Consider the following 25,397-nt stretch of genomic DNA (forward strand, 5'->3'; position numbering starts at 1 on the left):
GCTCATTAGGAAAACTGATGTTCGACTATAAATTGCTCTCCGCCCTGGCGGCCGTGGTCGAGCAGGCCGGCTTCGAACGGGCGGCCCAGGTACTGGGGTTGTCGCAGTCGGCGATTTCCCAGCGCATCAAGTTGCTCGAAGCCCGGGTCGGCCAGCCGGTGCTGGTGCGGACCACGCCACCGAGCCCGACCGAGATTGGTCGGCGCCTGCTCAACCACGTGCAGCAGGTCCGCCTGCTCGAACGCGACCTGCAGAGCCAGGTGCCGGCGCTGGATGAGGAGGGCTTGCCGGAACGCCTGCGCATCGCCCTGAATGCCGATAGCCTGGCAACGTGGTGGGGCGAGGCGGTGGGGGATTTCTGTGCTCGCCAGCACCTGCTGCTGGACCTGGTGGTGGAGGACCAGACCGTGGGCCTCAAGCGCATGCGCGCCGGCGAGGTCGCCGCCTGTGTCTGCGCCAGCGAACGCCCGGTGGCTGGCGCGCGCAGCATGTTGCTGGGGGCGATGCGTTATCGGGCGCTGGCCAGCCCGGCGTTTATCGCCCGACACTTTCCCCACGGGATCGACGCGCAAACGCTGGCCCGGACACCGGCGCTGGTGTTCGGCCCGGACGACTTCCTGCAACACCGTTACCTCGCGGCACTGGGCGTGGAGGGTGGTTTCGAACATCATCTGTGCCCGTCATCGGAAGGTTTCATTCGCCTGACCGAGGCCGGCCTGGGTTGGGGGCTGGTGCCTGAACTGCAGGTGCGCGGGCAGCTTGCTCGGGGTTCTCTGGTGGAATTGATCGCGGATAAAACCATCGATGTGCCGTTGTACTGGCATCATTGGCGCAACGGCGGGCAATTGCTCGGCCAGTTGACCGAACAACTGGCGCATTCGGCGGCGCAGTGGCTGGTGCCTTTGGCGTGATCGGCGGCGTTCAAGTAGCAGGTAGGACGAATCAAGGTATGTGGAGCAAGCGATGAAAATTCTGGTCACCGGCGCAAGCGGCTTTATCGGCGGGCGCTTTGCCCGTTGCGCCCTGGAGCAGGGCCATGAGGTGCGGGTCAATGGGCGCCGGGCCGAGAGCGTCGAACATCTGGTGCGGCGTGGCGCCGAGTTCGTTCAGGGCGACCTGACTGACCCGCGGTTGGTGCGCGAGCTGTGCCGCGATGTCGAGGCCGTGGTGCATTGCGCCGGCGCGGTGGGCCTGTGGGGGCGTTACCAGGATTTCCACCTGGGCAATGTGCTGGTCACCGAAAATGTCGTCGAGGCCTGTCTCAAGCAGCAGGTCCGGCGCCTGGTGCACCTGTCGTCACCATCGATCTATTTCGACGGCCGCTCGCACCTGGGCTTGACCGAGGAGCAGGTGCCCAAGCGTTTCAAGCACCCTTACGCGGCCACCAAGTACCAGGCTGAACAGAAAGTCTTCGGCGCCCAGGAATTCGGGCTTGAAGTGCTGGCGCTACGTCCGCGCTTCGTCACCGGCGCCGGCGACATGAGCCTCTTCCCGCGCCTGCTGAGGATGCAGCGCAAGGGGCGCTTATCGATTGTCGGCAATGGCCTGAACAAGGTCGATTTCACCAGCGTGCACAACCTCAACGAAGCCTTGCTGAGCAGCCTGCAGGTTGGCGACTCGGCCCTGGGCAAGGCCTACAATATCAGCAACGGCAGCCCCATTCCGTTGTGGGATGTGGTGAACTACGTGATGCGTCAGATGCAGGTGCCGCCAGTGACCCGCTACCGCTCCTTCGGCCTGGCCTACAGCGTCGCGGCCTTGAACGAAAGTGCCTGTGCCCTCTGGCCGGGACGCCCGGAGCCGACCCTGTCGCGCCTGGGCATGCAGGTGATGAACAAGGATTTCACCCTGGACATCAGCCGCGCACGGCATTATCTCGGTTACGACCCCAAGGTCAGCCTGTGGGCGGCCCTCGACGAGTTTTGTGCCTGGTGGAAAGCCCAGGAGCCGGCGGTCGGTTAAATATTCGGTTACCACGACTGAACCCGGTTCCGGGTTCAGGGTCGATCAGAGCGGCGGGTTGGGCGGTTATACTCGCTGCATTTCGCTCTCACTGCGGTTCAGAAAGGTTCCTTCATGCGTAACGATGCCAACGACGATTTCGATGATGTGCCCAGCCTGCGCGCCGATGCGGACGACCATGAGGAGCATGTGGGCACCGCGCCTGTGCGTGAGCGCGCGCGTAACCAGGTCGCGGCCACGCCACGGCTCAAGGTCAAGGTGCCGAGCACCGGGCCGTTGTGGGCGCTGGTTGGGGCCTTGTTCATTGCCTTCGCCGGCCTGGCCTGGTGGAGTTTCCAGCAGATCAGCCTGATGGAGCAGCAACTGGTGGCGACCCAGGAAAGCTTCGCGCGCATCAGCGAGGAAGCGGCGGGGCGCTTGCAGGCGATTTCCGGCAAGGTGGTCGCCAGCGAGTCAAGCGTCAACAGTGACAGCGAAGCGCTGAAATTGCAGATCCGCCAGCTTGAAGGCAAGTTGCTCGAGCAGGGCCGCCAGCAACAGGGCGTGGCCGGGCAGGCCACTGGCCTGGAGCAGCGGTTGCAGCAGATGAGCGCGCAGACGGCGGAGCAGCAGACCGCCAACACCCAGTTGCAGGCCCAGGTCAAAAGCCTGACGGCGGAGCTGGCCAGCCTGAAAGGCGCCCAGGGTGATGGTGGCAAGCTCGACGCGCAAGTGAAGAGCAATGCCGCCGATATCGCGGCCTTGAAAAAGCAGGGCAACTCCAGCGCCGCGGTCGAGCGTATCGAGCAAGAGCTGGTCGTGCTCAAGAGTGAGCAGGACAACCGTCAGGCCGCGGGTGGGCAGGCGGGTGCCAACACGGCGGAGTTCGATGCCTTCCGTGGGCAGGTCACGCGCAATATCAACACCCTGCAGAGCCAGATCCAGAACCTGCAGGAGCAGATCAGCGCCAAGCCCTGATCGCGCGCAATCAACTGTGTGGAGCCGGCTTGTCGGCGATGGCGTCCATAAGATCACCAAAAGCTTCGCGGCAGTGCGACGATCCGACAAGCATCGCTCCCACATAGATCTTCGGTGGTATGAGGCGTCTCGGTTCGGCACAGGTTTTGTGGTGTAGGTGCTGACTGCAGCGGCGCGGAATTTTCGCCGCCTGGGCACTCAGCGAGGGTTTCGCGGTCTGATCTGGTGTAGGCGGGCAATTGGCCAACCTACGTCGGTCAGCGTCGCTGTCCGGCGCCCTTTAGCGGTCCAGGAGGCCGCCATGCACCCTCGAACCCTTCTCGCTGCAAGCCTGTCCCTGGCGCTGTCCGCGTGCGTGCCCTACTACGATGGCGAAGCCAGCTACTACCGCTCCGATGTCTACACCGCCCCGGCACCGGCCTATTACTACGGCGGCGGTTCCTACTACCGGCGTGACTACTATGTGCCTGCGCCACGCTATTACGCCCCGGCACCGACCTACCGCCCTTATCCGCACCGGGGTTGGGGCTGGGATCGGCATCAATGGCGCGGTGACGACAACGACGGCGGTCACGGTCACCGTGGCGGCGATGGCCGTGGTCATGGCGACCGGGAGGATTAGCCAGGAGCGCTCGAGACGCCGTTCAGTAGTCTGACAAGTCCGCCAATGGGTGGCGTCCCTCCCAGGCCTTGTGGAAATGCGCCTCGACCACCGCGTCCGGCACGGCGGCGATATCCGGCCAATGCCAGCGCGGTTCGCCGTCCTTGTCGATCAGCCGGGCCCGCACGCCTTCGCTGAACTCCGGATGACGGCAGCAGTTGAGGCTCAGGGTGTATTCCATCTGGAACACCTGCGCCAGTGACAAGTGCCGGGCCCGGGCGATCTGTTCCCAGACCAGGTGTGCGGTCAGCGGACAGCCTTCCTTGAGTTGCCGGGCCGCCCGGGCCAGGCGTTTGTCGGCGTCTTCGGTCAACAGCGCAATGGCCTTCCAGGCACAGCGTACATCGCTGACGTCCAGCAGCTCATCAATGCGCTCGCGCAGCGGCAGCCATTGCGCTTGCGGTTGTGCTTGCTGATCGCGGGCCTGACGCTCCAGCGCTTTGAGCAGGCTGTTGAGTTGCATCGCCGTTTGCTCCTGCCAATTGAGTCGCAACAGTCCCTCGATCAGTTCTTCCTGTTGCTCATCGCCCAGTAGCCGGTCGGCCAGGCCCAGGTCGATGGCGTCGCGCGCGTTCATCTGCGCGCCGGTCAGACCGAGGAACAGCCCCAACTTGCCCGGTAGCCGCGACAGGAACCAACTGGCGCCGACATCCGGGTACAAACCGATACCGATCTCCGGCATCGCCAGGCGGCTGCTCGGGGTGACGATGCGAATGGCCGCGCCTTGCAGCAGGCCCATGCCGCCGCCGAGAACATAGCCATGGGCCCAGCACAGCACGGGCTTGGGGTAGGTGTGCAGACGGTAGTCGAGGCGGTACTCCGAGGCAAAGAACACGCTGGCCAGCGGTGGTACCGCGCCCGGATGTGCCTGACAGGCCTGGGCCAGGCTACGCACCTCGCCGCCGGCGCAGAAAGCCCTGGTACCGTTGCCGCGCAGCAGCACACAAGCGATGTTCGGATCCCGCGCCCAGGTCTCCAGGCGTTCGTCCAGGTCCTGGATCATCGGCAGTGACAGCGCATTGAGGGTGTGTTCGGCATCCAGCGTGGCGATACCCAGGCGGGCACCGTTGATACCGGTGAGTTCTTCGAAATGCAGGTTCATCGTGACCTCGCTACTCGTTGAATGCACAGTATGATCCTTGTGTGGGAAAGTGCCGGTTCTGTCGCGGATCAATTGACAAGCGTGATGGGCTTTCCTAGTGTCCGCCCCATTGTTATTTCCGGACACGATCATGACCGACGACGACCGCATCAAACTCGAGCCCAGCTGGAAGCAGGCGCTACGTGAAGAGTTCGACAAGCCCTACATGAGCGAGTTGCGAGAATTTCTGCGCCAGGAGCGCTCCGCCGGCAAGGAGATCTACCCGCCGGGCCCGTTGATCTTCAATGCCATGAACAGCACGCCGCTGGATCAGGTGAAGGTGGTGATCATCGGCCAGGACCCCTATCACGGTCCCGGCCAGGCCCATGGCCTGTGTTTTTCGGTGCAGCCGGGCGTCCCGGCGCCGCCGTCGCTGGTCAATATCTACAAAGAGTTGCAGCGCGACCTGAATATCGACATCCCCCAGCACGGCTACCTGCAAAGCTGGGCCGAGCAGGGCGTGTTGCTGCTCAACACCACCATGACCGTGGAGCGCGGCATTGCCGCCTCACACGCCAATCGCGGCTGGCAGTTCTTTACCGATCGGATTATCGAGGTGGTCAGCGAACGCCAGGACAAACTGGTGTTCCTGCTGTGGGGCGCCCATGCCCAGGGCAAGCAGAAGTTGATCGATGCGACCAAGCACCTGGTGTTGAAGTCGGTGCATCCATCGCCGCTGTCGGCCTATCGCGGCTTCATCGGCTGTGGGCATTTCAGCCGGACCAACAAGTTTCTCGAACAGAATGGCCTGACGCCGATTCAGTGGGCGTTGCCGCCGCTCTGACGGCCTTGGCCACCCCCTGTAGGCGCGAGCTTGCTCGCGATGGACGACCAGACACCACGGGGCATCAGACTACCCGCGTTATCGTTGACCACCATCGCGAGCAAGCTCGCTCCTACAGGGAGAAGTGACAGTTCGTCAGTTCTCAAGCATTCTTGGCCGAACGTACCACCGGCACCCGCCAGGCGCTTTTCGGTCATATAGGCCACGGCACTGGCCAGTGTCGCCCCGGCACCCGGCAGCACGCCCATGATGAACCCCAGCAGGCCGCAACGGATGTTCACCACGAACACCGAGGCGGCTTCCTTGCAGTTGAACATCATCCGCTCGCCGGCCATGCCGCCGAGGCAGACAATGGCGAACTCCTGTGGCGCGCCCCTTTGCAGGGGCACGAACGCTAGGCGCAGGTGATCACTGGATCAGGCCGAATTCCTTGGCCAGCACCTTGTAGTCGGCGACCTGCTGCTTCACGTAGGTGTCGAGCTCGGGGCCGGTCATGGCGAAGGGGAACAGCGCGCGCTGGTCGCGCAGCTTGGCGAACTCTTCCGAGGCCAGGAGTTTGTCGAAGGCGGCTTTCCACCAGGCGTAGTCTTCGTCGCTGACCTTGGGCCCCAGGTAGAAGCCGCGCACCACCGGCCAGACGATGTCGTAGCCTTGCTCCTTGGCGGTGGGGATGTTCTTCATTTCCGGCTTGTCCAGGCGTTGTTCGGCTAACACCGCCAGCAGGCGCATGTCGCCGCTCTGGATGTACGGCATGGAGTCGGCAGTGTCGGTACTGCCGACCTGGGTTTGCCCGCCCAGCAAGGCCGTGATGATTTCGCCACCCCCTTCGAGGGCCACGTAACGCAGGTTGCGCGGGTTGATCCCGGCAATCTTGGCGATCAGCGCGGCCTGCATCCAGTCTTGGCCACCAACGGTGCCGCTGAAACCGATGACCACCTTGCTCGGGTCGGCCTTCAGTGCCTTGACCAGGTCGGCGAGGGTTTTATACGGTGAGTCGCGTTTCACCGCGATGGCGCCGTAGCTGGTACCAACGGTGGCCAGCCAGCGCACGGCGCCTTCATCGAAACGGCCGAACTTGCCTTGCGCCAGGTTCAGCAGCGAACCGCTGGACCAGGCCACCAGGGTGTTGGCATCGGCCGGGTGCTGGGTGATCACGGCGTTGTAGGCCACGGCTCCGACGCCACCGGGCATATAGGTGACGCGCATGGGCGTGCTGAGGATTTGTTCGTTGAGGAGCGCGCTTTGCGCCAGCTTGCAGCTCAGGTCGAACCCACCGCCGGGGGCGGCCGGGGCGATGCATTCGGGGTGTTCGGGTTCGCCGGCGAAGAGCTGTCCGGCAAGCAGTAAACACCCGGCGGCGAGGGCGAAGGTGCGTAATGGCGGCATGGTGGAGTACTCCGTTATTGTTCTTGTGCGGGCGCCACCACGTTGAAGTGCTTTCGGCTTCAGGGGTGGTGGTGGGCAGTGCTCGTAACTTCCCGTTAAGGGATTATAACGGATCAATCTTTCACTATGCTTTCAGTGTGATAGGCCCTGCAAACAGAGGCGGTGATGACTAGCGGTGGTTTGTTTATCCGGTAGACTCCGGCCCCGGAAGGGCGTTTGACGTCACCCTTGTCGAGGTAGGAAAACCATGCGTGTGCTTCTGGTCGAAGACCATCCCCAATTGGCTGAAAGTGTGGCCCAGGCGCTCAAGAGCGCGGGGTTGACCGTGGATGTGCTGCACGATGGGGTGGCCGCTGACCTGGCATTGAGCAGTCAGGAATACGCCGTGGCGATTCTTGACGTGGGCCTGCCGCGCCTGGACGGGTTCGAGGTGCTGGCCCGTTTGCGTGCACGGGGCAAGAACCTGCCGGTACTGATGCTGACCGCGCGCAGTGATGTGAAGGACCGCGTCCATGGGCTGAACCTGGGGGCGGACGATTACCTGGCCAAGCCGTTCGAGCTCAGCGAGCTGGAGGCGCGGGTCAAGGCGTTGTTACGGCGCAGCGTTCTGGGCGGTGAGCGTCAGCAGCGTTGCGGTGCGTTGGTCTACGACCTGGACACCCGGCGTTTTACCCTCGGCGACGAACTGTTGACCCTAACGTCTCGTGAACAGGCGGTGCTCGAAGCGTTGGTTGCCCGACCCGGTCGGGTGATGAGCAAGGAGCAGTTGGCCGCGCAGGTCTTCGGACTGGACGAGGAGGCCAGCACCGATGCCATCGAAATCTACGTGCATCGTCTGCGCAAGAAGCTCGACGGCCAGGCGGTGGCCATCGTCACCTTTCGCGGTCTCGGCTATCTGCTCGAGCATCGCGATGCATAAGGCCGGCAGCCTGCGCTGGCGGCTGCTGCGCGACCTGGCGCTGTTGCTGGTGGTGTTGATGCTCGCCAGCGGTTGGAGTGCCTACAACAATGGTCGCGAGGCCGCGGACACGGCTTATGACCGCACCCTGCTGGCCTCGGCGCGAACCATTGCCGCGGGCCTGTCGCAACACGACGGCAGCCTGAGCGTCAATGTACCGTATGTCGCTCTGGACACTTTTGCCTATGACAGCGCCGGGCGGATCTACTATCAGGTCAACGACATCCACCGGCAGTTGATTTCCGGTTACGAAAACCTCCCTGTACCACCGCCCGGAACGCCGCGCACCGATGACTATCCGGCGCTGGCGCGGTTCTACAATGGCCAATATCGGGGGCAGAAGGTGCGGGTGGTGAGCCTGCTCAAGGTGGTCAGCGAGCCGAATATGAACGGCACGGCGGAAATTCGCGTGGCCGAGACCGTTGAGGTCCGGGAGAACATGGCCCGCAGCCTGATGGCCGACACGCTGTTGCGCGTGGGGATGCTGGCGCTGGGGGCGCTATTGCTGGTGGGGTTTGCCGTGAGCGCGGCGTTGCGTCCGCTGGAACGTTTGCGCGCGGCTGTGGAGGAGCGTCAGCCGGATGATCTGCGGCCCTTGCCGCTGGTGGAGGTGCAGCATGAGCTCCAGCCGTTGGTGCGCTCGCTCAATCACTTCACCGAGCGCCTGCGTCGACAGTTCGAGCGCCAGGGGCAGTTTATCGCCGATGCCGCCCATGAGCTGCGCACGCCTCTGGCGGCGCTCAAGGCGCGTCTTGAACTGGGCTTGCGGGCGACGGAGTCGGCGACCTGGCGCGAGACCCTGGAGGCCGCGGCCCAGGGCACGGACCGCCTGACCCACCTGGCCAACCAGTTGTTGTCGCTGGCGCGGATCGAAAATGGCGCACGGGCGATTGCCGAGGGCGGCGCGCAGTTGCTCGACCTCAGTCAGCTGGCGCGGGAGCTGGGCATGGCGATGGCGCCGTTGGCCCATGCGCGGGGCGTGGCCTTGGCACTGGAGGCCGATGAACCGGTGTGGCTGCGGGGCGAGCCGACCTTGCTCAACGAGCTGTTGAGTAATTTGGTGGACAACGCCCTGGCCCATACGCCGTCCGGGGGCAATGTGATCCTGCGGGTTGGTTTGCCGGCGGTGCTCGAGGTGGAGGACGACGGGCCGGGGATTCCGTGGGAAGAGCGGGGGCGGGTCTTCGAGCGCTTTTACCGGCGCCATCAGCAGGGCGTCGGCGCCGGGCTGGGACTGGCGATTGTCGGCGAGATCTGTCGGGCGCACCTGGCGCAGATCACTTTGCATGATGCGCAGCCCCACGGCCTGAAGGTCCGCGTGAGCTTTATCGCCACTTCCTGAAAACACCACAAAACTTTGTCGCTGGCTTGCCAGCGATGAGGCCCGTGGGCCTTGCATCGTCTGATCGGCGGTCATCGCCAGCAAGCCGGCTCCCACAATAATCCGTCATCGGACACAGATTTTGTGTAGGGGGCCCGTTTCTAGCGGAACATCTCCCGTGCCTCGTTGAGCTGATCACTGAGGGTGCTGCTCTCCGCGTCCAGCCCCAACTTGATAAAGGCTTTCAAGTCGCCCAGGGCAATCTGCCCGAAAGGATGCTCCGTGCCCTGATGGCAAAACACACTGGCAATCTGCACCAGACCGATATAGTCGATGTTTTTGCTGTCACGTTCCAGGTTCAGGTATTGCCCGGGCAGCTTGGCGAGCATTTCCGGAAACTCCCAGACCTTCAGCAACTCATCCCCGAGCAGCGGATGAATGCTATCGATCACGTGATCCAGGCTCAGCGGATCGGCGAGCAACTCGTAGTGATCCTCGGCATAGGTCAGGATCGGCAGGACGCCGATCTGGTGCACCAAACCGCCCAACGCCGCCTGGTCCGGCTTGAGCAAGGTGAAGTTGCGGCACAGCACGTAGCAGACCCCGGCGATCTCCAGGCTCTTGCGCCAGACCTCACGCATCTTCTGCTCCACCACTTCGGAGCGGGCATGGAAAATCTGCTCCATGACCAGGCCGATGGCCAGGTTGCTGCTGTAGTTGACCCCCAGCCGGGTGATGGCGGTGTGCAGGTCGGTGACTTCATGGCTGGCCCGCAGCAACGGACTGTTGACCACCTTGATCAGGCGTGCCGACAACGCGGTATCGCCACCGATCACTTTGCTCAAGGTGCTGACGCTGATCTCCGGATCTTCGGCTGCCTTGCGAATCTTCAGGGCCACTTCCGGCAGGGTCGGCAGAACCAGATCATCGTTGTCGATGGCCTTGACCAAATCCTGTTGGACCTTTTCCGCCAGCTTGTTCATTTCAATTCTCTAGGGCGGTGCGGTTAACGCTGGATTTCGCTGTCGCGATCCAGTTGATAGGGCAGGTCCAGCAGTGTCAGGGCCGGACCTTGCAAATCACCCAGATGGACATGACCTGCTTCTGCAGCTTCGGCCTGCAGAACGGCCAGTAGTTCAATGCCATTTTCCGCCTGGGCGGCAATCACCACTTCACCGATGGCACTGCCATGGGAGGGGGCGAACAGCGCGCTACCCGGCTCCGGCAGTTGCTCGGCGACCAGCGCCAGACGATAGAGGCGGCGTTTGAGCTTGCCCAGGTACTGCATGCGGGCGACGATTTCCTGCCCTGTATAACAGCCTTTTTTGAAGCTTACGCCACCGACAGCCTGCAAATTGAGCATTTGCGGGATAAACAGTTCGCGGGTCTGTGGCATGACCTGGCCGATCCCGGCCCGCACCTGACCCAGCAGCCAGGTGTTCAGATCGGCTTCGCGCAACGCTCCGGCCAGTTGCTCGCGGACCCGAGCGGCCTGGTCCGCCGGGACCCAGAGTTCGCTGCGCGCCGGGGAAACCCGCAGGGCGATCAGGCCGTCCGCGCGGACCACCGCATCGGTCTCGCTCGGCAGCTCAAGGCCCAGGCCACGCAAGGCGGCGTCGGCGTCGCCGAGCCCGAAGCGGACCCAGCCGGCGCTTTCGTCGGTGAGTTTGGATTTGGAGAACACGGCGTATTTTTTCAGGTCCGCCAGTTGCGCTTCCAGCAGCTCGCTCGCCATTGCCAGCAGCACGCCGTCGCCTTCGAGCAGGATACGAAAACTCGACTGCATGCGGCCTTTTTGCGTGCAGCGCGCACCGAGGCTGGCCCGGGCGTCACTCAGGTAGTTGAGGTTGCAGGTCAGTTGGCCCTGGAGGAACTTGGCGGCGTCGGTGCCGCGAACGGCAAGAACGCCTTCGTGGGTCAGCGTGCAGAAAAAAGCGGAATCGGCCATGGGTCATCGCAGCGGCAAAAGGATGGGAGACATCATAGAGGGGCGCCTGGCAAATGGGTAGTTCACAACGCTGCCGGCGCCCCCGACCAAAGCCGACTGTCGGCGCGCGCGCGGGGCTGTATACTTGCGCTCAAATTTGAGGAGCGCTCCATGGTCGAAGATGTAGAACTCAATCGCCTCTATTGGCACAGCCGCCGCGGTATGCTGGAGCTGGATGTGTTGCTGGTACCGTTCGTCAGGGAGGTGTACCCGCATCTGAGCCAGGCCGACCGCGACTGCTATCGCAACCTGCTCGAATGCGAAGATCAGGACATGTTCGGCTGGTTCATGGAGCGCTCCGAGTCGGAAGATCCTGAGTTGCAGCGAATGGTTCGCATGATCCTGGATCGTGTCCAGCCCAAGTAATCTGTTCGAATGTCGCTGGCAGGCCTCACGGCTGTTGCCGGCGGCCTATCTCGGGGCTCTCGGCCTGGCCCTGGTTTCGCTTTGTCTGCTGGATATTCCGCTCTGGGCAAGTCTGTCCGGGGCTTTGCTGTGCCTGGTCCATGGCGCCTGGGTGCTGCCACGGCAGTTGTTGCTGAGTCATCCGTCGGCTTTTACCGGTTTGCGCCGCGACGAACAGGGCTGGCAACTGTGGAGTCGGGCCACGGGTTGGCAGTCGGTGCAGTTGTGCCGCGACAGCCTGGCCTTGCCGTGGCTGGTGGTGCTGCGTTTTCGTTTGCCGGGTGAGCGCCGGGTCCGTGCGCTGTGTGTGCCCTGGGATGCACAGGCGCCGGACATGCATCGGCGCCTGCGCGTACGCTTGAAATTCAGTCGGCGTAGGTGGGCGGCACCAGGATAGTGTCCAGCGCTTCGGGCAACAGGTCCGGATAGTCGAGGGTGTAATGCAGGCCCCGGCTTTCCTTGCGTTCCATCGCCGAACGAATCATCAGTTCGGCGACCTGGGCCAGGTTACGCAACTCGATCAGGTCGCGGCTGACTTTGTAGTTGCTATAAAACTCATCGATCTCGTCCAGCAGCAGGCGCACCCGGTGTTGTGCCCGTTGCAGGCGCTTGTTGGTGCGCACGATGCCGACATAGTCCCACATGAAACGCCGCAGCTCGTCCCAGTTGTGCGCGATGATCACGTCCTCGTCCGAGTCGGTTACCTGGCTCGCATCCCAGCTCGGCAGCGCGGCCGGTACGGCGACCTGCGGCAGCTGCTGGAGAATGTCGGCCGCCGCCGAGCGGGCGTAGACGAAGCATTCGAGTAGCGAGTTGCTGGCCATGCGATTGGCGCCGTGAAGGCCGGTGAAGCTGGTCTCGCCGATGGCGTACAGGCCGGGGACATCGGTGCGGCCCTGTTGGTCCACCAGCACCCCGCCGCAGGTGTAGTGCGCGGCCGGGACCACCGGGATCGGGCCTTTGGTGATGTCGATGGAAAATTCCAGGCAGCGCTCGTACACCGTCGGGAAGTGCGCCTTGATAAAGGCTTCAGGCTTGTGGCTGATATCCAGGTAGACGCAGTCGATCCCCAGGCGCTTCATTTCATGGTCGATGGCCCGGGCCACGATGTCCCGTGGCGCCAGCTCGGCCCGTGGGTCGAAACGCGGCATGAAACGTTCGCCGTTGGGCAGCTTCAGGTGCGCGCCTTCGCCACGCAGCGCCTCGGTGATCAGGAAACTCTTGGCCTGCGGGTGATACAGACAGGTGGGGTGGAACTGGTTGAACTCCAGGTTCGCCACCCGGCAGCCTGAACGCCAGGCCATGGCGATGCCGTCGCCGCAGGCGCCGTCGGGGTTGCTGGTGTAGAGGTAGACCTTGGCTGCGCCACCCGAGGCGAGCACGGTGAAGCGCGCGCCATAGGTGTCGACCTCACCGGTGCCGCGATCGAGTACGTAGGCGCCCAGGCAGCGGTCGCCGGCCAGGCCCAGGCGTTTTTCGGTGATCAGGTCGACGGCGACCCGTTGTTCCAGCAGCTCGATATTGGGGCGCTGGCGGGCTTGCTCCAGCAGGGTCTTGAAGATCGCCGCGCCGGTGGCATCGGCGGCATGGATGATGCGCCGATGGCTGTGGCCGCCCTCGCGGGTCAGGTGGAACTCGAAACCGCCGTCATCGGCGCTGGCTGCTTCGTCGCGGGTAAACGGCACGCCCTGGTCGATCAACCACTGGATGGCCTCGCGGCTGTGCTCGACGGTGAAGCGCACGGCGTCTTCGTGGCACAGGCCGCCGCCGGCGTTGAGGGTGTCCTCGACGTGGGACTGCACGGTGTCGGTGTCGTCGAGCACCGCGGCGACCCCGCCCTGGGCCCAGAAGGTCGAACCATTGGCCAGGTTGCCCTTGCTCAGTACGGCAATGCGCAGATGGCTGGGCAGGGTGAGCGCCAGGCTCAGGCCGGCGGCACCGCTGCCAATCACCAGCACATCGTGTTGAAAATGTCGGCTCATCTGAAACATCCGAAAAAAGCGCCCGGGGGCAGTTACCGGGCCCCGCCCGACAGCCCACTAGTATATGGCTGGGGGGAGCGGCACAATAGCCGGGCCTTTGTGGCATTGTGAAAGGGCTGTGGGCGTTGAGTGTGCGCCAGTCCATGCCGCCATGCATGCGCTTTTGCAGGGTAAGGCGATGATTTTTCAGCTATAACCAAGGCTCAGGCAGCCGTGGTCAGCATAACCATCACAATGCCATCACCCGCTGGGGGTTCCGGGAACTTTTACGGGGCTCCGGGCTCCCATGCGGGGTGCCTGAAAGAAGGGGACAGCGTCGGCTTTGTGCGAGGTGCCTGAGACGGCCCGCGCAAGCAGATTCGACGACCAGATTATTCACGCAGTCGGCGCTGGCCGTGCTGCGTTTTTCGTGTGTGTCCGTTCGGCGGATCACAGGAAACTTGCTTGAAGGGGGAGAACTTTTGCCAGAAGCCCGAGTCTATGTTTGCAAGCCTGGTCAATTAGCGATGCGCGCCTCCTTCAGGTCCTATGAGGAGTGTTCATGCTAACCCAGGAAGAGGATCAGCAGCTGGTCGAGCGCGTTCAACGCGGCGACAAGCGGGCATTTGATCTGCTGGTGCTGAAGTATCAGCACAAAATTCTCGGGTTGATCGTGCGATTCGTGCACGACACCCATGAAGCCCAGGACGTTGCACAAGAAGCCTTTATCAAAGCCTACCGTGCGTTGGGCAATTTTCGCGGTGACAGTGCCTTTTACACCTGGCTCTACCGCATCGCCATCAACACGGCGAAGAACTATCTGGTGTCCCGCGGTCGCAGGCCACCAGACAGCGATGTGAGTTCAGAGGACGCGGAGTTCTACGACGGCGATCATGGCCTCAAGGACCTCGAGTCGCCGGAGCGTGCATTGCTGCGGGATGAGATCGAAGGCACTGTCCATCGGACCATCCAGCAGCTGCCAGAAGATTTGCGTACGGCTTTAACTTTACGTGAATTCGACGGTCTGAGTTATGAGGACATTGCAGCGGTCATGCAGTGTCCGGTGGGCACCGTGCGCTCCCGGATTTTCCGCGCTCGGGAGGCCATCGATAAAGCCCTGCAGCCGTTGTTGCAGGAAACCTGAGACAGCGGCGACAGCCAAGAGAGGAACCGCCATGAGTCGTGAAGCCCTGCAGGAATCGCTGTCCGCGGTGATGGATAACGAAGCGGATGAACTGGAATTGCGTCGGGTGCTCAATGCCCTTGACGATGCCGAGACCCGTGCCACCTGGTCTCGTTACCAAATCGCCCGGGCAGTGATGCACAAAGAACTGTTGGACCCGCGCCTGGATCTCGCCTCGGCTGTTTCCGCGGCCCTGGCCGGTGAGGAAGTCCCGGCGAAAACTACTCGTGGTCCCTGGCGTACCCTCGGGCGTCTGGCCGTGGCGGCTTCGGTCACCTTGGCCGTGCTGGCCGGTGTACGTCTGTACAACCAGGATGACATCGTCGGTGCCCAACTGGCCCAGCAGTCGAACCAGCCAGGTCTGGTTGCGCCGACGGCCAAAGGCCCTGCGGTGCTGGCCGGCTACACTGAAAGCCGCGACCAGGCGACTGGCCCGATGGCCAATGGCGTGTTGCAGCAAGGCCAGTCCGGCTGGCACGACCAGCGTCTACCAGGCTACCTGCGCCAGCATGCGCAACAGGCCGCACTCAAGGGCACTGAAAGCGCTCTGCCTTATGCCCGTGCCGCCAGCCTGGAAAACCGTTAAGGAGGATCATGCGCGCGCTACCTCTTCTAACGCTGGTGCTCAGTGGCTGGTGGGTTCTTCCAGCCCAGGCCGATGAGGCCCAGGACTGGTTGAACCGTCTTGGGCAAGCCGAGCAGCAGCAAAGCTTTCAGGGCACTTTCGTCTACGAACGCAACGGTAGTTTTTCTACCCATGGCATCTGGCACCTGGTGCGCGATGGCAAGGTTCGTGAACGTCTGATCCAGCTCGATGGCTCGGCACAAGAGGTTGTTCGCGTCGATGGTCACACCCAGTGCGTCAGTGGTGCACTGGTGGCGGGGCTCGGCGATATGCCCGATTCCCATACCCGCCCGCTGGATCCGCAAACACTCAAGACCTGGTATGACATCGCTGTCGTCGGCAAGTCGCGCGTGGCCGGTCGTCCGGCCGTGGTGGTTTCGCTGACGCCGCGTGACCAGCACCGTTATGGTTTTGAACTGCATCTGGACCGTGAGACCGGTTTGCCCTTGAAGTCATTGTTGCTCAATGACAAGGGGCAGTTGCTCGAACGCTTCCAGTTCACTGAATTGAATACCACCCAGCCTCCCGAGGAGAGCCAGGTGCAGCCAAGTGCCGAGTGCAAGCCGGTGGTCCTGTTGACCAACCAGGCCCAGCCCAAGGCGCAGGCACTGGGGGCTGCGGCAGCCCAGTTGTGGCATTCGGACTGGCTGCCAGCGGGTTTTGAACTGGTCAGCAGCACGGCGCGGGTCGACCCGGCGACCAAGGTCCAGGTCAGCAGCTTGATGTATGACGACGGTCTTTCACGGTTTTCGGTGTTCCTTGAACCCCTCAACGGTGCCTCGGTGACAGACGCCCGGGCCCAGTTGGGGCCGACGGTCGCGGTGTCTCGACGCCTGACCACGCCGGGCGGCGATATCATGGTCACGGTGGTGGGGGAGATTCCGATCGGTACCGCCGAACGGATTGCGCTGTCCATGCGTTCCGGTGACGCTCAGGCCAAGCAATGAGCAGCTGAATCATGAGGCTTGCTGGGGGCTGGTGCGGAAATGTCTGGTGATCAAATTCATTTGCAAATATCCCTGAATTTTCCTATAGGTCAGAGCTTCTCGGCTCTGGCCTTGTTTGCTGTTTCCGGTCCAGAAGTCCCGGCGTGTCATGCCCGGGGTTTGCTGGGGCCTATCGCTTAATCATGCTCGTTGTTCACGGGAGCCATATGTCGATGCCACGCTTGAAGTCTTATCTGTCCATTGTCGCCACCGTCCTGGTGCTCGGCCAGGCGTTGACCGCCCAGGCCGCTGACTTGCCCGACTTCACCCAACTGGTGGAGCAGGCTTCGCCTGCGGTGGTCAACATCAGCACCACCCAGAAACTGCCGGATCGCAAGGTCTCCGACATACAGGGCCTGGAAGGCCTGCCGCCGGAAATCCAGCAATTTTTCCGTGGTTTCCCGCAGCCGCGCAGTCCAAAAGGCGGTGGCAGTGGCGGTGGTCGCCAGCGTGAAGCCCAGTCCCTGGGCTCGGGGTTCATCATCTCCAAGGACGGCTACATCCTGACCAACAACCACGTGGTCGCCGACGCGGACGAGATCGTGGTACGCCTGGCTGATCGCAGTGAGCTCAAGGCCAAGCTGGTAGGCACCGATCCGCGTTCCGACGTGGCGCTGCTGAAGATCGACGGCAAGGACCTGCCGACCCTCACGTTGGGCAAGTCCAAGGACCTGAAGGCCGGCCAGTGGGTCGTGGCCATCGGTTCGCCATTTGGCTTTGACCATACCGTGACCCAGGGCATCGTCAGCGCCGTGGGACGCAGCCTGCCGAACGAGAACTATGTCCCGTTCATCCAGACCGACGTGCCGATCAACCCGGGTAACTCCGGTGGTCCGCTGTTCAACCTCAAGGGTGAAGTGGTCGGGATCAACTCGCAGATCTACACCCGTTCCGGTGGCTTCATGGGGGTTTCCTTCGCGATCCCGATCGATGTGGCCATGGACGTATCCAATCAACTGAAGGCCGGCGGCAAGGTCAGCCGTGGCTGGTTGGGGGTGGTGATCCAGGAGGTCAACAAGGACCTGGCCGAGTCGTTCGGCCTGGACAAACCGGCCGGTGCCCTGGTTGCCCAGGTGCAGGACGGTGGCCCGGCCGCCAAGGGTGGCTTGCAGGTCGGTGACGTGATCCTCAGCATGAACGGCCAGCCGATCGAGCTGTCGGCCGATCTGCCGCATCTGGTCGGCGCGTTGAAAGCCGGTGAGAAAGCCTCCCTGGAAGTGATTCGTGAAGGCAAACGCAAGACCGTGGACCTGACGGTCGGTGCGATTCCGGACGAAGGCAAGGAAATGGATATCGCCAAGGCCAACGGCGCCGAGCGCAGCAGCAACCGCCTGGGGATTTCCGTGGTCGAGCTGAGCGATGACCAGAAGAAAGACAATGACCTCAAGGGTGGCGTGGTCATCAAGGACGTCCAGGACGGTCCCGCGGCCTTGATCGGCCTGCAGCCAGGCGATGTGATCACCCACCTGAACAACCAGGCGATCACCAGCGCGGCGCAGTTCACCGAGATTGCCAAGGCTCTGCCGAAGAATCGTTCGGTGTCCATGCGCGTGCTGCGTCAGGGACGTGCCAGCTTCATTACCTTCAAGCTGGCTGAATAAGCCCGACTGAAGTCGCCGTATGAAAAAGCCCGCCTCGGAACAGGTGGGCTTTTTTTTGCCTGCTCACCTGGCTGGCTTGGGCAGCCGGACCAACTGGCTATTGGAGTAGATGTCGTGCCAGCTGCGTTTTTGCTTGTCGACCAGCGACCAGAGGAAACCCAGGCCGAACAGCCAGGAGGCAATGGACACGATAAACCGCAGCAGCGCCTGCCAGAGGCTGATGGCCGTACCGTCGGCGTTCTGTACGCGAATCCCCCAGACCTGCATGCCCAGGGTCTGGCCCTTGTAGGTCCAGAACTTGGCGAAAAAGCCGAACAGCACGAACACCAGGATCGTCGATAGCAGCGGGTCGCCGTCCAGTGCCCCGGCATCGGATAGCTTGCGCAGTTGCTGCTCGCCGACGATCGCCATCTGCACCAGCTTGTAGACAAAGCCGGTGACGATCAGCAGCGCCGTACACAGCAAGAAGTCATAGAACATCGCGGCCAGGCGACGGCCCAGGCCGGCGGCGGGAAAATCGCCCTGGGGGCTCAGCGCGTGTTTCGACATGGCGGCTCTCTCTGTGGGGGCTGAAAAAAGCCATTTTACGAAATTGCGTCAATAAAAAAGCCCCTGATATCAATATCAGGGGCTTTTCATTGCAAGAAGGTTGGTTCCCGGGGGATCAGGCTTCCGCTTGCACTTCATCCGCCTGCATGCCTTTCTGGCCCTGCACGGCGATGAAGGTCACTTTTTGGCCTTCTTTCAGGCTCTTGAAACCGTTGCCCTGAATAGCGCGGAAATGGACGAACAGATCCGGACCGCTTTCTGGAGTGATAAAACCAAAACCTTTCTCGTCGTTAAACCACTTGACGATACCCTTCTGACGATCAGCCATTTTCTTATTTCCTTGACGCTAAAATTAATGACAGTCCCTTTCATATGAAAGAGTACTGGGCTGGGTTGCAGGAAAGTAAGAGACGTCGAACGGGTTGTAGCAAACTTCAGGCTACTGCCCAGGTCACGATTCCAAGCGACCCATGCAAACACAGTAGAGAAACTCTACGCCAACTCCGGGAGAAAAAACAAGCCCTGCGCAAACCCGGGTTTACGCCTGTTTACAGGGGGTGTCTGGCCTTGCAGATTGTCGCTGTGCCCCAGCTGGGGGGGGCTTATTGTCGACTGTTATAAAACAAGTTCATGAATGAATATATGCACTGTTTTGTGGCGGTTGCGTGACAAGGTAGTGCGTTGTTTCGTCTAAGGCTTAGTTGTTACTGTAAGTATCAACAGGGGGTATCAACCCCTGTTGATAGCGGTGTATCAGCCCCTGTAGTAACGCTGTGGCACAAACGGCATTTTGCTCACCTTGAGGGGGACGCGCTTGCCGCGCACGATGGCCCAGACTTCACTCTCCAGGGCGGCCTGCGAGCTGTCTACATAGCCCATGGCCAGAGGGGCACCGAGGGTCGGACCGAAGCCGCCGCTGCAGACGTTGCCGATCACCTTGCCGTCCTGATCGACGATTTCCGCGCCTTCACGCACCGGTGTGCGTTCTTGCGGTAACAGGCCCACACGTTTGCGTGACACACCCTGTTGCTGCTGGGCAAAGATCGCCTCGGCGCCAGGGAATCCGCCGGCCCGCGCACCGTCGGCGCGCCGCACTTTGGAGATTGCCCAGAGCAGGCTGGCCTCTACCGGGGAGGTGTCGGTATTCATGTCGTGCCCGTATAGGCACAGGCCGGCTTCGAGGCGCAGCGAGTCACGGGCCCCCAGGCCGATGGCCTCGACCTCGGCTTCGGCCAGCAGGCTGCGGGCCAGGGCCTCGGCGCTGGCCGCCGGTACGGAAATCTCGAAACCGTCTTCGCCGGTGTAGCCGGAGCGGCTGACGTAGCAGTCGACCCCCAGCAGGCGCACGGCGGCGAACTGCATGAAGGTCATTTTTGTCACTTCCGGGGCCAGGCGCGCCAGCACGCTGACCGCGGCCGGGCCTTGCAGGGCGAGCAGGGCGCGCTCCTCGAACAGGGGCAGGACCTGGCACAGATGGCCCAGGTGTTTTTGCAGGTGCGCCAGATCCTGTTCCTTGCAGGCGGCATTGACCACCAGGAACAGTTCGTCGTTGCCCAGGTTGGCGACCATCAGGTCATCGAGGATGCCACCGGATTCGTTGGTGAACATCGCATAACGCTGCATGCCCACCGGCAGGTCGACGATGTCCACCGGCACCAGGGCTTCCAGGGCCTTGGCGGCAGCGGCGCCGACCAGGCGGATCTGGCCCATGTGCGAGACATCGAACAGCCCGGCTTTTTCACGGGTGTGCTGGTGTTCTTTCATCACACCCAGAGGGTATTGCACCGGCATGTCATAGCCGGCAAATGGCACCATGCGCGCGCCGAGTTGCAGGTGCAGGGCGTGCAGCGGGGTTTGCTTGAGGGATTCGGTGGACATTGCAGCTCCTTGTAGGGTGTGGAGGGGATAGGCAAAGCCACTCCCCTTGAATGAGGGTCAGCACTCGATGATGTTGACGGCCAGACCGCCGCGGGCGGTCTCCTTGTATTTGCTTTTCATGTCGGCGCCGGTCTGGCGCATGGTACGAATCACCTTGTCGAGGGAGACGAAGTGCTGGCCGTCGCCGCGCAAGGCCATGCGCACGGCGTTGATGGCTTTCACCGAACCCATGGCGTTGCGTTCGATGCACGGCACTTGTACCAATCCGCCAATGGGGTCGCAGGTCAGGCCGAGGTTGTGTTCCATGCCGATTTCGGCGGCGTTTTCCACTTGTTGCACCGTGCCGCCGAGCACTTCGCACAAGGCCCCGGCGGCCATCGAGCAGGCCACGCCGACTTCGCCCTGGCAGCCGACTTCGGCACCGGAGATCGAGGCGTTTTCCTTGTAGAGAATACCGATGGCGGCGGCGGTGAGGAGGAACCGCACCACGCCGTCCTCGTTGGCGCCGGCAATGAAGCGCATGTAGTAATGCAGCACGGCCGGGACGATCCCGGCCGCGCCATTGGTGGGCGCGGTGACCACACGGCCGCCGTTGGCGTTTTCCTCATTGACCGCCAGGGCATAGAGGTTGACCCAGTCCAGCACTGACAGCGCATCGCGCAGTGCCGCTTCCGGGTGCTTGCACAATTGCCGGTGCAGTGCGGCGGCGCGGCGTTTGACCTTCAACCCGCCGGGCAGGATGCCTTCATTGCGGCAACCAGCGTCGACGCAGTCCTGCATGACCTGCCAGATCTTCAGCAGGCCGGCGCGGGTTTCCGCTTCCGGGCGCCAGGCACTTTCGTTGGTCAGCATCACCTGGCTGATGGACAGGCCGTAGGTGGTGCAATGGCCGAGCAGTTCCTTGGCGCTTTTGAACGGGAAGGTCAGCGGTGTGCTGTCCTCGACGATGCGGTCGGCGCCGGCGGCGTCTTCATCGACCACGAAACCGCCGCCCACCGAGTAGTACTCGCGGCTGCGGATCTGGATGCCGGCGGCGTCGAAGGCGCGGAAAATCATGCCGTTGGGGTGATAGGCCAGGGGTTTCCTGATCATCGCCAGGTGGAGTTTTTCATTGAATTCGATGGAGTGTTCGCCGAGCAGATTCAGGCGTCCGTTGCTGCGGATGGTCTGCAGGCGGGCGGCGACGGTTTCGGTATCGACGGTATCCGGGTGTTCACCTTCCAGGCCCAGGAGCACGGCCTTGTCGCTGCCGTGGCCTTTGCCGGTGGCGCCGAGCGAGCCGTACAGCTCGACTTTGACGCTGGTGGTCTGTGACAGCAGTTGCTCGCGCCGCAAGCCCTCGACGAAACGCGCGGCTGCGCGCATCGGACCGACGGTGTGGGAGCTGGAGGGACCGATGCCGATCTTGAACAGGTCGAACACGCTCAGGGACATGTGGGTTCTCCGGGATCATTCTTATTATGGTGATGGATACGCTCTCCTGTGGGAGCCGGCTTGCCGGCGATTGGGGCGACGCGGTCCTTCAGCAAGACCGTGTCATCGTTCATCGCCGGCAAGCCGGCTCCCACGGGGGGTCAGGCGTAGTTCTCGATCGACGGGCAAGCGCAGACCAGGTTGCGGTCGCCGAACACGTTGTCGACACGTCCCACTGGTGGCCAGTACTTGGCTTCGATCAACGACGCCACCGGGTACACCGCTTGTTCGCGGCTATACGGATGGAACCACTCGCCGACGATCTCCGCCGCGGTGTGCGGGGCGTTCTTCAGCGGGTTGTCGTCCTTGTCCAGGCTGCCGTTTTCCACCGCACGGATTTCTTCGCGAATGTGGATCATGGCGTCGCAGAAACGGTCCAGTTCTTCCTTGGATTCGCTTTCGGTCGGCTCGATCATCAGGGTGCCGGCCACCGGGAACGACATGGTCGGGGCGTGGAAGCCGAAGTCGATCAGGCGCTTGGCGACGTCATCGACACTGATGCCACTGCTGTCCTTCAACGGGCGCAGGTCAAGGATGCACTCGTGCGCCACCAGGCCGTTGCTGCCGCTGTAGAGCACGGGGTAGTGCTCTTCCAGGCGTCGGGCGATGTAGTTGGCATTGAGGATCGCCAGTTGCGAGGCGCGCTTGAGGCCTTCGCCACCCATCATGCGGATATACATCCAGGTGATCGGCAGGATGCTCGCGCTGCCGAACGGCGCCGCGCACACCGCGCCTTTCTTGCGTTCCATGCTGGCATGACCCGGCAGGAACGGGGTCAGGTGCGACTTCACGCCGATCGGACCGACGCCCGGGCCGCCACCGCCGTGGGGAATGCAGAAGGTCTTGTGCAGGTTCAGGTGCGACACGTCGCCGCCGAACTTGCCCGGGGCACAGAGGCCGACCATGGCGTTCATGTTGGCGCCGTCGATGTATACCTGGCCGCCGTTGTCATGAATGATGCCGCAGATTTCGCGGATACCTTCCTCGAACACGCCGTGGGTCGACGGGTAGGTGATCATCAGCGCGGCAAGGTGTTCGCGGTGCTCGATAGCCTTGGCTCGCAGGTCCTCGATATCGACGTTGCCGCGGGCATCGCAGGCGGTGACGATCACGCGCATGCCGGCCATGTTGGCGGTCGCCGGGTTGGTACCGTGGGCCGACGACGGGATCAGGCAGATATCGCGGCGTTCATCGCCACGGCTCTGGTGGTAGGCACGGATCGCCAGCAGGCCGGCGTATTCGCCCTGGGAACCGGCGTTCGGTTGCAGGGAAATCGCGTCGTAACCGGTGGCGGCGCAGAGCATCGCTTCCAGCTCATCGGTCAGTTGCTGGTAGCCGGCGCTCTGCTCGGCCGGGGCGAACGGGTGCAGGGCCCCGAATTCGGCCCAGGTCACCGGGATCATTTCGCTGGCGGCGTTGAGCTTCATGGTGCAGGAGCCCAGCGGGATCATGGTCCGATCCAGGGCCAGGTCCTTGTCGGCCAGCTTGCGCAGGTAGCGCATCAGCTCGGTTTCCGAGTGATAACGGTTGAACACCGGGTGGCTGAGGATTGCCGACTGGCGCACCAGGGCGGCCGGGATACGGCTTTCCAGCGACGCGGCAAGCACGTTGAAGCCCGGCACGGCCTTGCCGCCGGCCAGCAGTTTCCACAGGGCTTCGATATCGGCCTGGCTGCTGGTTTCGTCCAGGGACAGGCCCAGGCGCTGGGCATCCACGACACGCAGGTTGATGCGCTGGGCGCGGGCCTGTTCGTGCAGGGCGGCGGTATGCACGCCGGTGTTCAGGGTCAGGGTGTCGAAGAAGTGTTCCTGCTCGACCGCCAGGCCCAGTGCGTCGAGGCCCTTGGCGAGGATCGCGGTGAGGCTGTGGATGCGCCGGGCGATCTGGGTCAGGCCTTTTGGACCGTGATACACCGCGTACATGCTGGCGATGTTGGCCAGCAGTACCTGGGCGGTGCAGATGTTGCTGGTGGCTTTCTCGCGACGGATATGTTGCTCGCGGGTCTGCATGGCCAGGCGCAGGGCCGGCTTGCCGAAACGGTCGACCGAGACGCCGACCAGACGGCCAGGCATGTCGCGCTTGAACGCATCGCGGGTGGAGAAGTAGGCCGCGTGCGGGCCACCGAAGCCCAGCGGTACGCCGAAGCGTTGGGCGCTGCCGATGGCCACGTCGGCGCCGAACTCGCCCGGCGGGGTCAGCAGGGTCAGCGCCAGCAGGTCGGCGGCAACCGCCACCAGGGCGTTGACGGCGTGGAAACGCTCGGTCAGGGCGCGGTAGTCGAACAGATCACCGTTGCTTGCCGGGTATTGCAGCAGGGCGCCGAAGAACGGGCTGACGTCGGTCAGTTGGTGTTCGTCGCCGACCACCACGTCGATGCCCAGGGGTTCGGCGCGGGTGCGCAATACGTCGAGGGTCTGCGGATGGCAGTGCACGGAGGCGAAGAAGGCGTTGCTGCCCTTGTTCTTGCTCAGGCGCTTGCAGAAGGTCATGGCTTCGGCGGCGGCGGTGGCTTCGTCGAGCAGCGAGGCATTGGCGATCGGCAGGCCGCTGAGGTCGCTGATCAGGGTCTGGAAATTCAGTAGCGCTTCCAGGCGGCCCTGGGAGATTTCCGGCTGGTAGGGGGTGTAGGCGGTGTACCAGGCCGGGTTTTCCAGGAGGTTGCGCAGGATCGGCGACGGCGTATGGCAGTTGTAGTAGCCCTGGCCGATATAGGTCTTGAACAGCTGGTTTTTTGCGGCGATGGCCTTGATCGACGCCAGGGCGTCGGCTTCGCTTTGCCCGGCCCCGAGGTCAAGGACGCTGGTGCCCTTGATGCTGTCGGGGATCACGCTGGCGCTGAGGGCTTGCAGGGAGTCGAAACCGAGGGTTTCGAGCATGGCCTGTTCGTCCGCCTGGCGCGGGCCGATATGACGGGCAATGAATTCGTTGGCGGTGCTGAGATTGACAGTCATGACGGTTCCTCAGGCGTTGGCTTTGATCAGGCGGTCGTAGGCGTCCTGATCCAGCAGTCTAGCGACTGCCGAGGCATCGGTAGGCTGGAAGCGGAAAAACCAGCCGGCGCCCAGCGGATCTTCGTTGACCAGCTCGGGAGTGTCCGCCAGCGCCGGGTTGAATTCGAGCACTTCACCGTCCAGGGGCATGTACACGCCGCTGGCGGCCTTGACCGATTCCACGGTGGCGGCTTCGGCGCCTTTGTCGTAGTGCTGCAGTTCCGGCAGTTGCACAAACACCACGTCGCCGAGGGCGTCCTGGGCGAACACCGTGATGCCGACCGTGACACTGCCATCGGCTTCGCTACGCAGCCATTCGTGGTCTTCAGTAAAACGCAACTCGCTCATGGAAACTCCTAAGGGGGCCAGACTCGTCGTCAGGTGGACGCAGGGATGCGGGATCGACGTCCCGCTGAATGGGATTCCCTTAGCAAGTTTGTGGCCAATACTGAATAAGGCTTGTAAATCAATGAGTTGCTGGTTTTTTGTGTGCGCCGGACGGCAATCTCTGTAGCGAAATCGCTACAGCTGGAGAGCAGAAAAAAAGCCTAGCAGGATCAAAGCCTTGTGGAACGGGGATTGGCCCGAA

The 25,397-nt window shown here is 62.8% G+C and carries 24 protein-coding genes and 1 pseudogene; 13 read left to right on the forward strand and 12 right to left on the reverse strand.

The annotated features are described in order from the left end of the window. Positions 1–17: 17 nt before the first annotated feature. The 4 genes from AC07T0_RS17515 to AC07T0_RS17530 all read left to right on the forward strand — a co-directional run bounded on the left by AC07T0_RS17515 (position 18) and on the right by AC07T0_RS17530 (position 3,541). A complete protein-coding gene (locus AC07T0_RS17515) occupies positions 18–911 on the forward strand; it encodes a LysR family transcriptional regulator ArgP (protein WP_495002395.1) in 894 nt (297 codons plus the stop codon). A 52-nt stretch (positions 912–963) separates the two neighbouring features. After that, positions 964–1,962 carry an NAD-dependent epimerase/dehydratase family protein gene (locus AC07T0_RS17520; protein WP_495002396.1) on the forward strand — a complete coding sequence of 333 codons (999 nt, stop codon included), beginning with the start codon at positions 964–966 and terminating at the stop codon, positions 1,960–1,962. A 114-nt stretch (positions 1,963–2,076) separates the two neighbouring features. Continuing rightward, complete coding sequence (locus tag AC07T0_RS17525; protein ID WP_495002397.1) at positions 2,077–2,919, forward strand: ATPase; 843 nt, start codon at positions 2,077–2,079, stop codon at positions 2,917–2,919. Between the two features lie 301 nt (positions 2,920–3,220). Beyond that, positions 3,221–3,541, forward strand: a complete 321-nt coding sequence (locus AC07T0_RS17530) for a hypothetical protein (protein WP_495002398.1) — start codon at positions 3,221–3,223, stop codon at positions 3,539–3,541. Positions 3,542–3,563: 22 nt separating this feature from the next. On the opposite strand, the gene dspII is transcribed toward AC07T0_RS17530, so the two are convergent. Beyond that, entirely contained in the window at positions 3,564–4,682 is a 1,119-nt protein-coding gene (gene dspII, locus AC07T0_RS17535) for an enoyl-CoA hydratase/isomerase DspII (RefSeq protein ID WP_495002399.1), read from the reverse strand. A 130-nt stretch (positions 4,683–4,812) separates the two neighbouring features. Here dspII and ung point away from each other — a divergent pair, with 130 nt between their 5' ends. Beyond that, positions 4,813–5,505, forward strand: a complete 693-nt coding sequence (gene ung / locus AC07T0_RS17540) for a uracil-DNA glycosylase (protein ID WP_495002400.1) — start codon at positions 4,813–4,815, stop codon at positions 5,503–5,505. A gap of 154 nt (positions 5,506–5,659) precedes the next feature. Here ung and AC07T0_RS17545 read toward each other — a convergent pair. Then, positions 5,660–5,828 (reverse strand): annotated as a pseudogene (locus AC07T0_RS17545) (tripartite tricarboxylate transporter permease); the annotation flags it as partial. 85 nt (positions 5,829–5,913) lie between these two features. Further along, the gene (locus AC07T0_RS17550; protein WP_495002401.1) at positions 5,914–6,891 is read right to left on the reverse strand and encodes a Bug family tripartite tricarboxylate transporter substrate binding protein; all 978 of its coding nucleotides are present in this window, start codon (positions 6,889–6,891) and stop codon (positions 5,914–5,916) included. A 247-nt stretch (positions 6,892–7,138) separates the two neighbouring features. On the opposite strand from AC07T0_RS17550, the gene AC07T0_RS17555 reads away from it, so the two are divergent. Together AC07T0_RS17555 and AC07T0_RS17560 are read left to right on the forward strand one after the other, a co-directional pair. Beyond that, positions 7,139–7,810, forward strand: coding sequence for a response regulator (locus tag AC07T0_RS17555; protein ID WP_495002402.1), 672 nt, complete (start codon positions 7,139–7,141; stop codon positions 7,808–7,810). Further along, positions 7,803–9,191, forward strand: a complete 1,389-nt coding sequence (locus AC07T0_RS17560; RefSeq protein WP_495002403.1) for a sensor histidine kinase — start codon at positions 7,803–7,805, stop codon at positions 9,189–9,191. The genes AC07T0_RS17555 and AC07T0_RS17560 overlap by 8 nt, the downstream gene beginning before the upstream one ends. Positions 9,192–9,331: 140 nt before the next feature. Here the strand turns inward: AC07T0_RS17560 and AC07T0_RS17565 are convergent, their stop codons facing one another. Next, positions 9,332–10,153: an HDOD domain-containing protein gene (locus AC07T0_RS17565; protein ID WP_495002404.1), complete on the reverse strand. Its 822-nt coding sequence runs from the start codon at positions 10,151–10,153 to the stop codon at positions 9,332–9,334. A gap of 23 nt (positions 10,154–10,176) precedes the next feature. Further along, a complete protein-coding gene (ygfZ, locus tag AC07T0_RS17570; protein ID WP_495002405.1) occupies positions 10,177–11,118 on the reverse strand; it encodes a CAF17-like 4Fe-4S cluster assembly/insertion protein YgfZ in 942 nt (313 codons plus the stop codon). 150 nt (positions 11,119–11,268) lie between these two features. On the opposite strand from ygfZ, the gene AC07T0_RS17575 reads away from it, so the two are divergent. Beyond that, entirely contained in the window at positions 11,269–11,523 is a 255-nt protein-coding gene (locus tag AC07T0_RS17575; RefSeq protein WP_100944438.1) for an FAD assembly factor SdhE, read from the forward strand. Continuing rightward, the gene (locus AC07T0_RS17580; protein ID WP_495002406.1) at positions 11,507–11,959 is read left to right on the forward strand and encodes a protein YgfX; all 453 of its coding nucleotides are present in this window, start codon (positions 11,507–11,509) and stop codon (positions 11,957–11,959) included. Before AC07T0_RS17575 ends, AC07T0_RS17580 begins: the two co-directional genes overlap by 17 nt. Here AC07T0_RS17580 and nadB read toward each other — a convergent pair. Continuing rightward, a complete protein-coding gene (gene nadB, locus AC07T0_RS17585) occupies positions 11,928–13,544 on the reverse strand; it encodes an L-aspartate oxidase (RefSeq protein ID WP_495002407.1) in 1,617 nt (538 codons plus the stop codon). The genes AC07T0_RS17580 and nadB overlap by 32 nt on opposite strands. Before the next feature lie 541 nt (positions 13,545–14,085). Here nadB and rpoE point away from each other — a divergent pair. From rpoE to AC07T0_RS17605, 4 genes are all read left to right on the forward strand, one after another. After that, positions 14,086–14,667, forward strand: coding sequence for an RNA polymerase sigma factor RpoE/AlgU (gene rpoE, locus AC07T0_RS17590; RefSeq protein WP_017127586.1), 582 nt, complete (start codon positions 14,086–14,088; stop codon positions 14,665–14,667). Between the two features lie 31 nt (positions 14,668–14,698). Then, a complete protein-coding gene (locus AC07T0_RS17595) occupies positions 14,699–15,292 on the forward strand; it encodes a sigma-E factor negative regulatory protein (protein WP_495002408.1) in 594 nt (197 codons plus the stop codon). 8 nt (positions 15,293–15,300) lie between these two features. Then, positions 15,301–16,278 carry a MucB/RseB C-terminal domain-containing protein gene (locus AC07T0_RS17600; RefSeq protein ID WP_495002409.1) on the forward strand — a complete coding sequence of 326 codons (978 nt, stop codon included), beginning with the start codon at positions 15,301–15,303 and terminating at the stop codon, positions 16,276–16,278. A 206-nt stretch (positions 16,279–16,484) separates the two neighbouring features. Continuing rightward, positions 16,485–17,918 (forward strand): DegQ family serine endoprotease, encoded by a 1,434-nt coding sequence (locus AC07T0_RS17605; RefSeq protein WP_495002410.1) that lies wholly within the window; start codon positions 16,485–16,487, stop codon positions 17,916–17,918. Between the two features lie 63 nt (positions 17,919–17,981). On the opposite strand, the gene AC07T0_RS17610 is transcribed toward AC07T0_RS17605, so the two are convergent. The 6 genes from AC07T0_RS17610 to gcvH form a co-directional block, all read right to left on the reverse strand. Then, positions 17,982–18,467: an RDD family protein gene (locus tag AC07T0_RS17610; protein WP_495002411.1), complete on the reverse strand. Its 486-nt coding sequence runs from the start codon at positions 18,465–18,467 to the stop codon at positions 17,982–17,984. 115 nt (positions 18,468–18,582) lie between these two features. Then, on the reverse strand, positions 18,583–18,795 hold the full coding sequence (locus AC07T0_RS17615; protein WP_495002412.1) for a cold-shock protein: 213 nt from the start codon (positions 18,793–18,795) through the stop codon (positions 18,583–18,585). 425 nt (positions 18,796–19,220) lie between these two features. Next, positions 19,221–20,345, reverse strand: a complete 1,125-nt coding sequence (gcvT, locus tag AC07T0_RS17620; protein ID WP_495002413.1) for a glycine cleavage system aminomethyltransferase GcvT — start codon at positions 20,343–20,345, stop codon at positions 19,221–19,223. A gap of 57 nt (positions 20,346–20,402) precedes the next feature. Continuing rightward, the gene (locus tag AC07T0_RS17625; RefSeq protein ID WP_495002414.1) at positions 20,403–21,779 is read right to left on the reverse strand and encodes an L-serine ammonia-lyase; all 1,377 of its coding nucleotides are present in this window, start codon (positions 21,777–21,779) and stop codon (positions 20,403–20,405) included. 140 nt (positions 21,780–21,919) lie between these two features. Beyond that, complete coding sequence (gcvP, locus tag AC07T0_RS17630) at positions 21,920–24,769, reverse strand: aminomethyl-transferring glycine dehydrogenase (RefSeq protein WP_495002415.1); 2,850 nt, start codon at positions 24,767–24,769, stop codon at positions 21,920–21,922. A 9-nt stretch (positions 24,770–24,778) separates the two neighbouring features. Further along, entirely contained in the window at positions 24,779–25,156 is a 378-nt protein-coding gene (gene gcvH / locus AC07T0_RS17635; protein ID WP_495002416.1) for a glycine cleavage system protein GcvH, read from the reverse strand. Positions 25,157–25,397 lie beyond the last annotated feature (241 nt).

Source organism: Pseudomonas sp. GW821-FHT04D07 (genome assembly GCF_059420225.1).

Bases quoted from the DNA above. Each gene is read 5' to 3' on its own strand.
- gcvP (WP_495002415.1), bottom strand. From the start codon at position 24,769: ATGACTGTCAATCTCAGCACCGCCAACGAATTCATTGCCCGTCATATC.
- AC07T0_RS17555 (WP_495002402.1), top strand. From the start codon at position 7,139: ATGCGTGTGCTTCTGGTCGAAGACCATCCCCAATTGGCTGAAAGTGTG.
- rpoE (WP_017127586.1), top strand. From the start codon at position 14,086: ATGCTAACCCAGGAAGAGGATCAGCAGCTGGTCGAGCGCGTTCAACGC.
- nadB (WP_495002407.1), bottom strand. From the start codon at position 13,544: ATGAGCCGACATTTTCAACACGATGTGCTGGTGATTGGCAGCGGTGCC.
- ygfZ (WP_495002405.1), bottom strand. From the start codon at position 11,118: ATGGCCGATTCCGCTTTTTTCTGCACGCTGACCCACGAAGGCGTTCTT.
- AC07T0_RS17515 (WP_495002395.1), top strand. From the start codon at position 18: ATGTTCGACTATAAATTGCTCTCCGCCCTGGCGGCCGTGGTCGAGCAG.
- AC07T0_RS17600 (WP_495002409.1), top strand. From the start codon at position 15,301: ATGCGCGCGCTACCTCTTCTAACGCTGGTGCTCAGTGGCTGGTGGGTT.
- dspII (WP_495002399.1), bottom strand. From the start codon at position 4,682: ATGAACCTGCATTTCGAAGAACTCACCGGTATCAACGGTGCCCGCCTG.
- AC07T0_RS17615 (WP_495002412.1), bottom strand. From the start codon at position 18,795: ATGGCTGATCGTCAGAAGGGTATCGTCAAGTGGTTTAACGACGAGAAA.
- AC07T0_RS17595 (WP_495002408.1), top strand. From the start codon at position 14,699: ATGAGTCGTGAAGCCCTGCAGGAATCGCTGTCCGCGGTGATGGATAAC.
- AC07T0_RS17550 (WP_495002401.1), bottom strand. From the start codon at position 6,891: ATGCCGCCATTACGCACCTTCGCCCTCGCCGCCGGGTGTTTACTGCTT.
- gcvH (WP_495002416.1), bottom strand. From the start codon at position 25,156: ATGAGCGAGTTGCGTTTTACTGAAGACCACGAATGGCTGCGTAGCGAA.
- AC07T0_RS17530 (WP_495002398.1), top strand. From the start codon at position 3,221: ATGCACCCTCGAACCCTTCTCGCTGCAAGCCTGTCCCTGGCGCTGTCC.
- AC07T0_RS17520 (WP_495002396.1), top strand. From the start codon at position 964: ATGAAAATTCTGGTCACCGGCGCAAGCGGCTTTATCGGCGGGCGCTTT.
- AC07T0_RS17565 (WP_495002404.1), bottom strand. From the start codon at position 10,153: ATGAACAAGCTGGCGGAAAAGGTCCAACAGGATTTGGTCAAGGCCATC.
- AC07T0_RS17625 (WP_495002414.1), bottom strand. From the start codon at position 21,779: ATGTCCCTGAGCGTGTTCGACCTGTTCAAGATCGGCATCGGTCCCTCC.
- AC07T0_RS17560 (WP_495002403.1), top strand. From the start codon at position 7,803: ATGCATAAGGCCGGCAGCCTGCGCTGGCGGCTGCTGCGCGACCTGGCG.
- ung (WP_495002400.1), top strand. From the start codon at position 4,813: ATGACCGACGACGACCGCATCAAACTCGAGCCCAGCTGGAAGCAGGCG.
- AC07T0_RS17525 (WP_495002397.1), top strand. From the start codon at position 2,077: ATGCGTAACGATGCCAACGACGATTTCGATGATGTGCCCAGCCTGCGC.
- AC07T0_RS17610 (WP_495002411.1), bottom strand. From the start codon at position 18,467: ATGTCGAAACACGCGCTGAGCCCCCAGGGCGATTTTCCCGCCGCCGGC.
- AC07T0_RS17575 (WP_100944438.1), top strand. From the start codon at position 11,269: ATGGTCGAAGATGTAGAACTCAATCGCCTCTATTGGCACAGCCGCCGC.
- gcvT (WP_495002413.1), bottom strand. From the start codon at position 20,345: ATGTCCACCGAATCCCTCAAGCAAACCCCGCTGCACGCCCTGCACCTG.
- AC07T0_RS17605 (WP_495002410.1), top strand. From the start codon at position 16,485: ATGTCGATGCCACGCTTGAAGTCTTATCTGTCCATTGTCGCCACCGTC.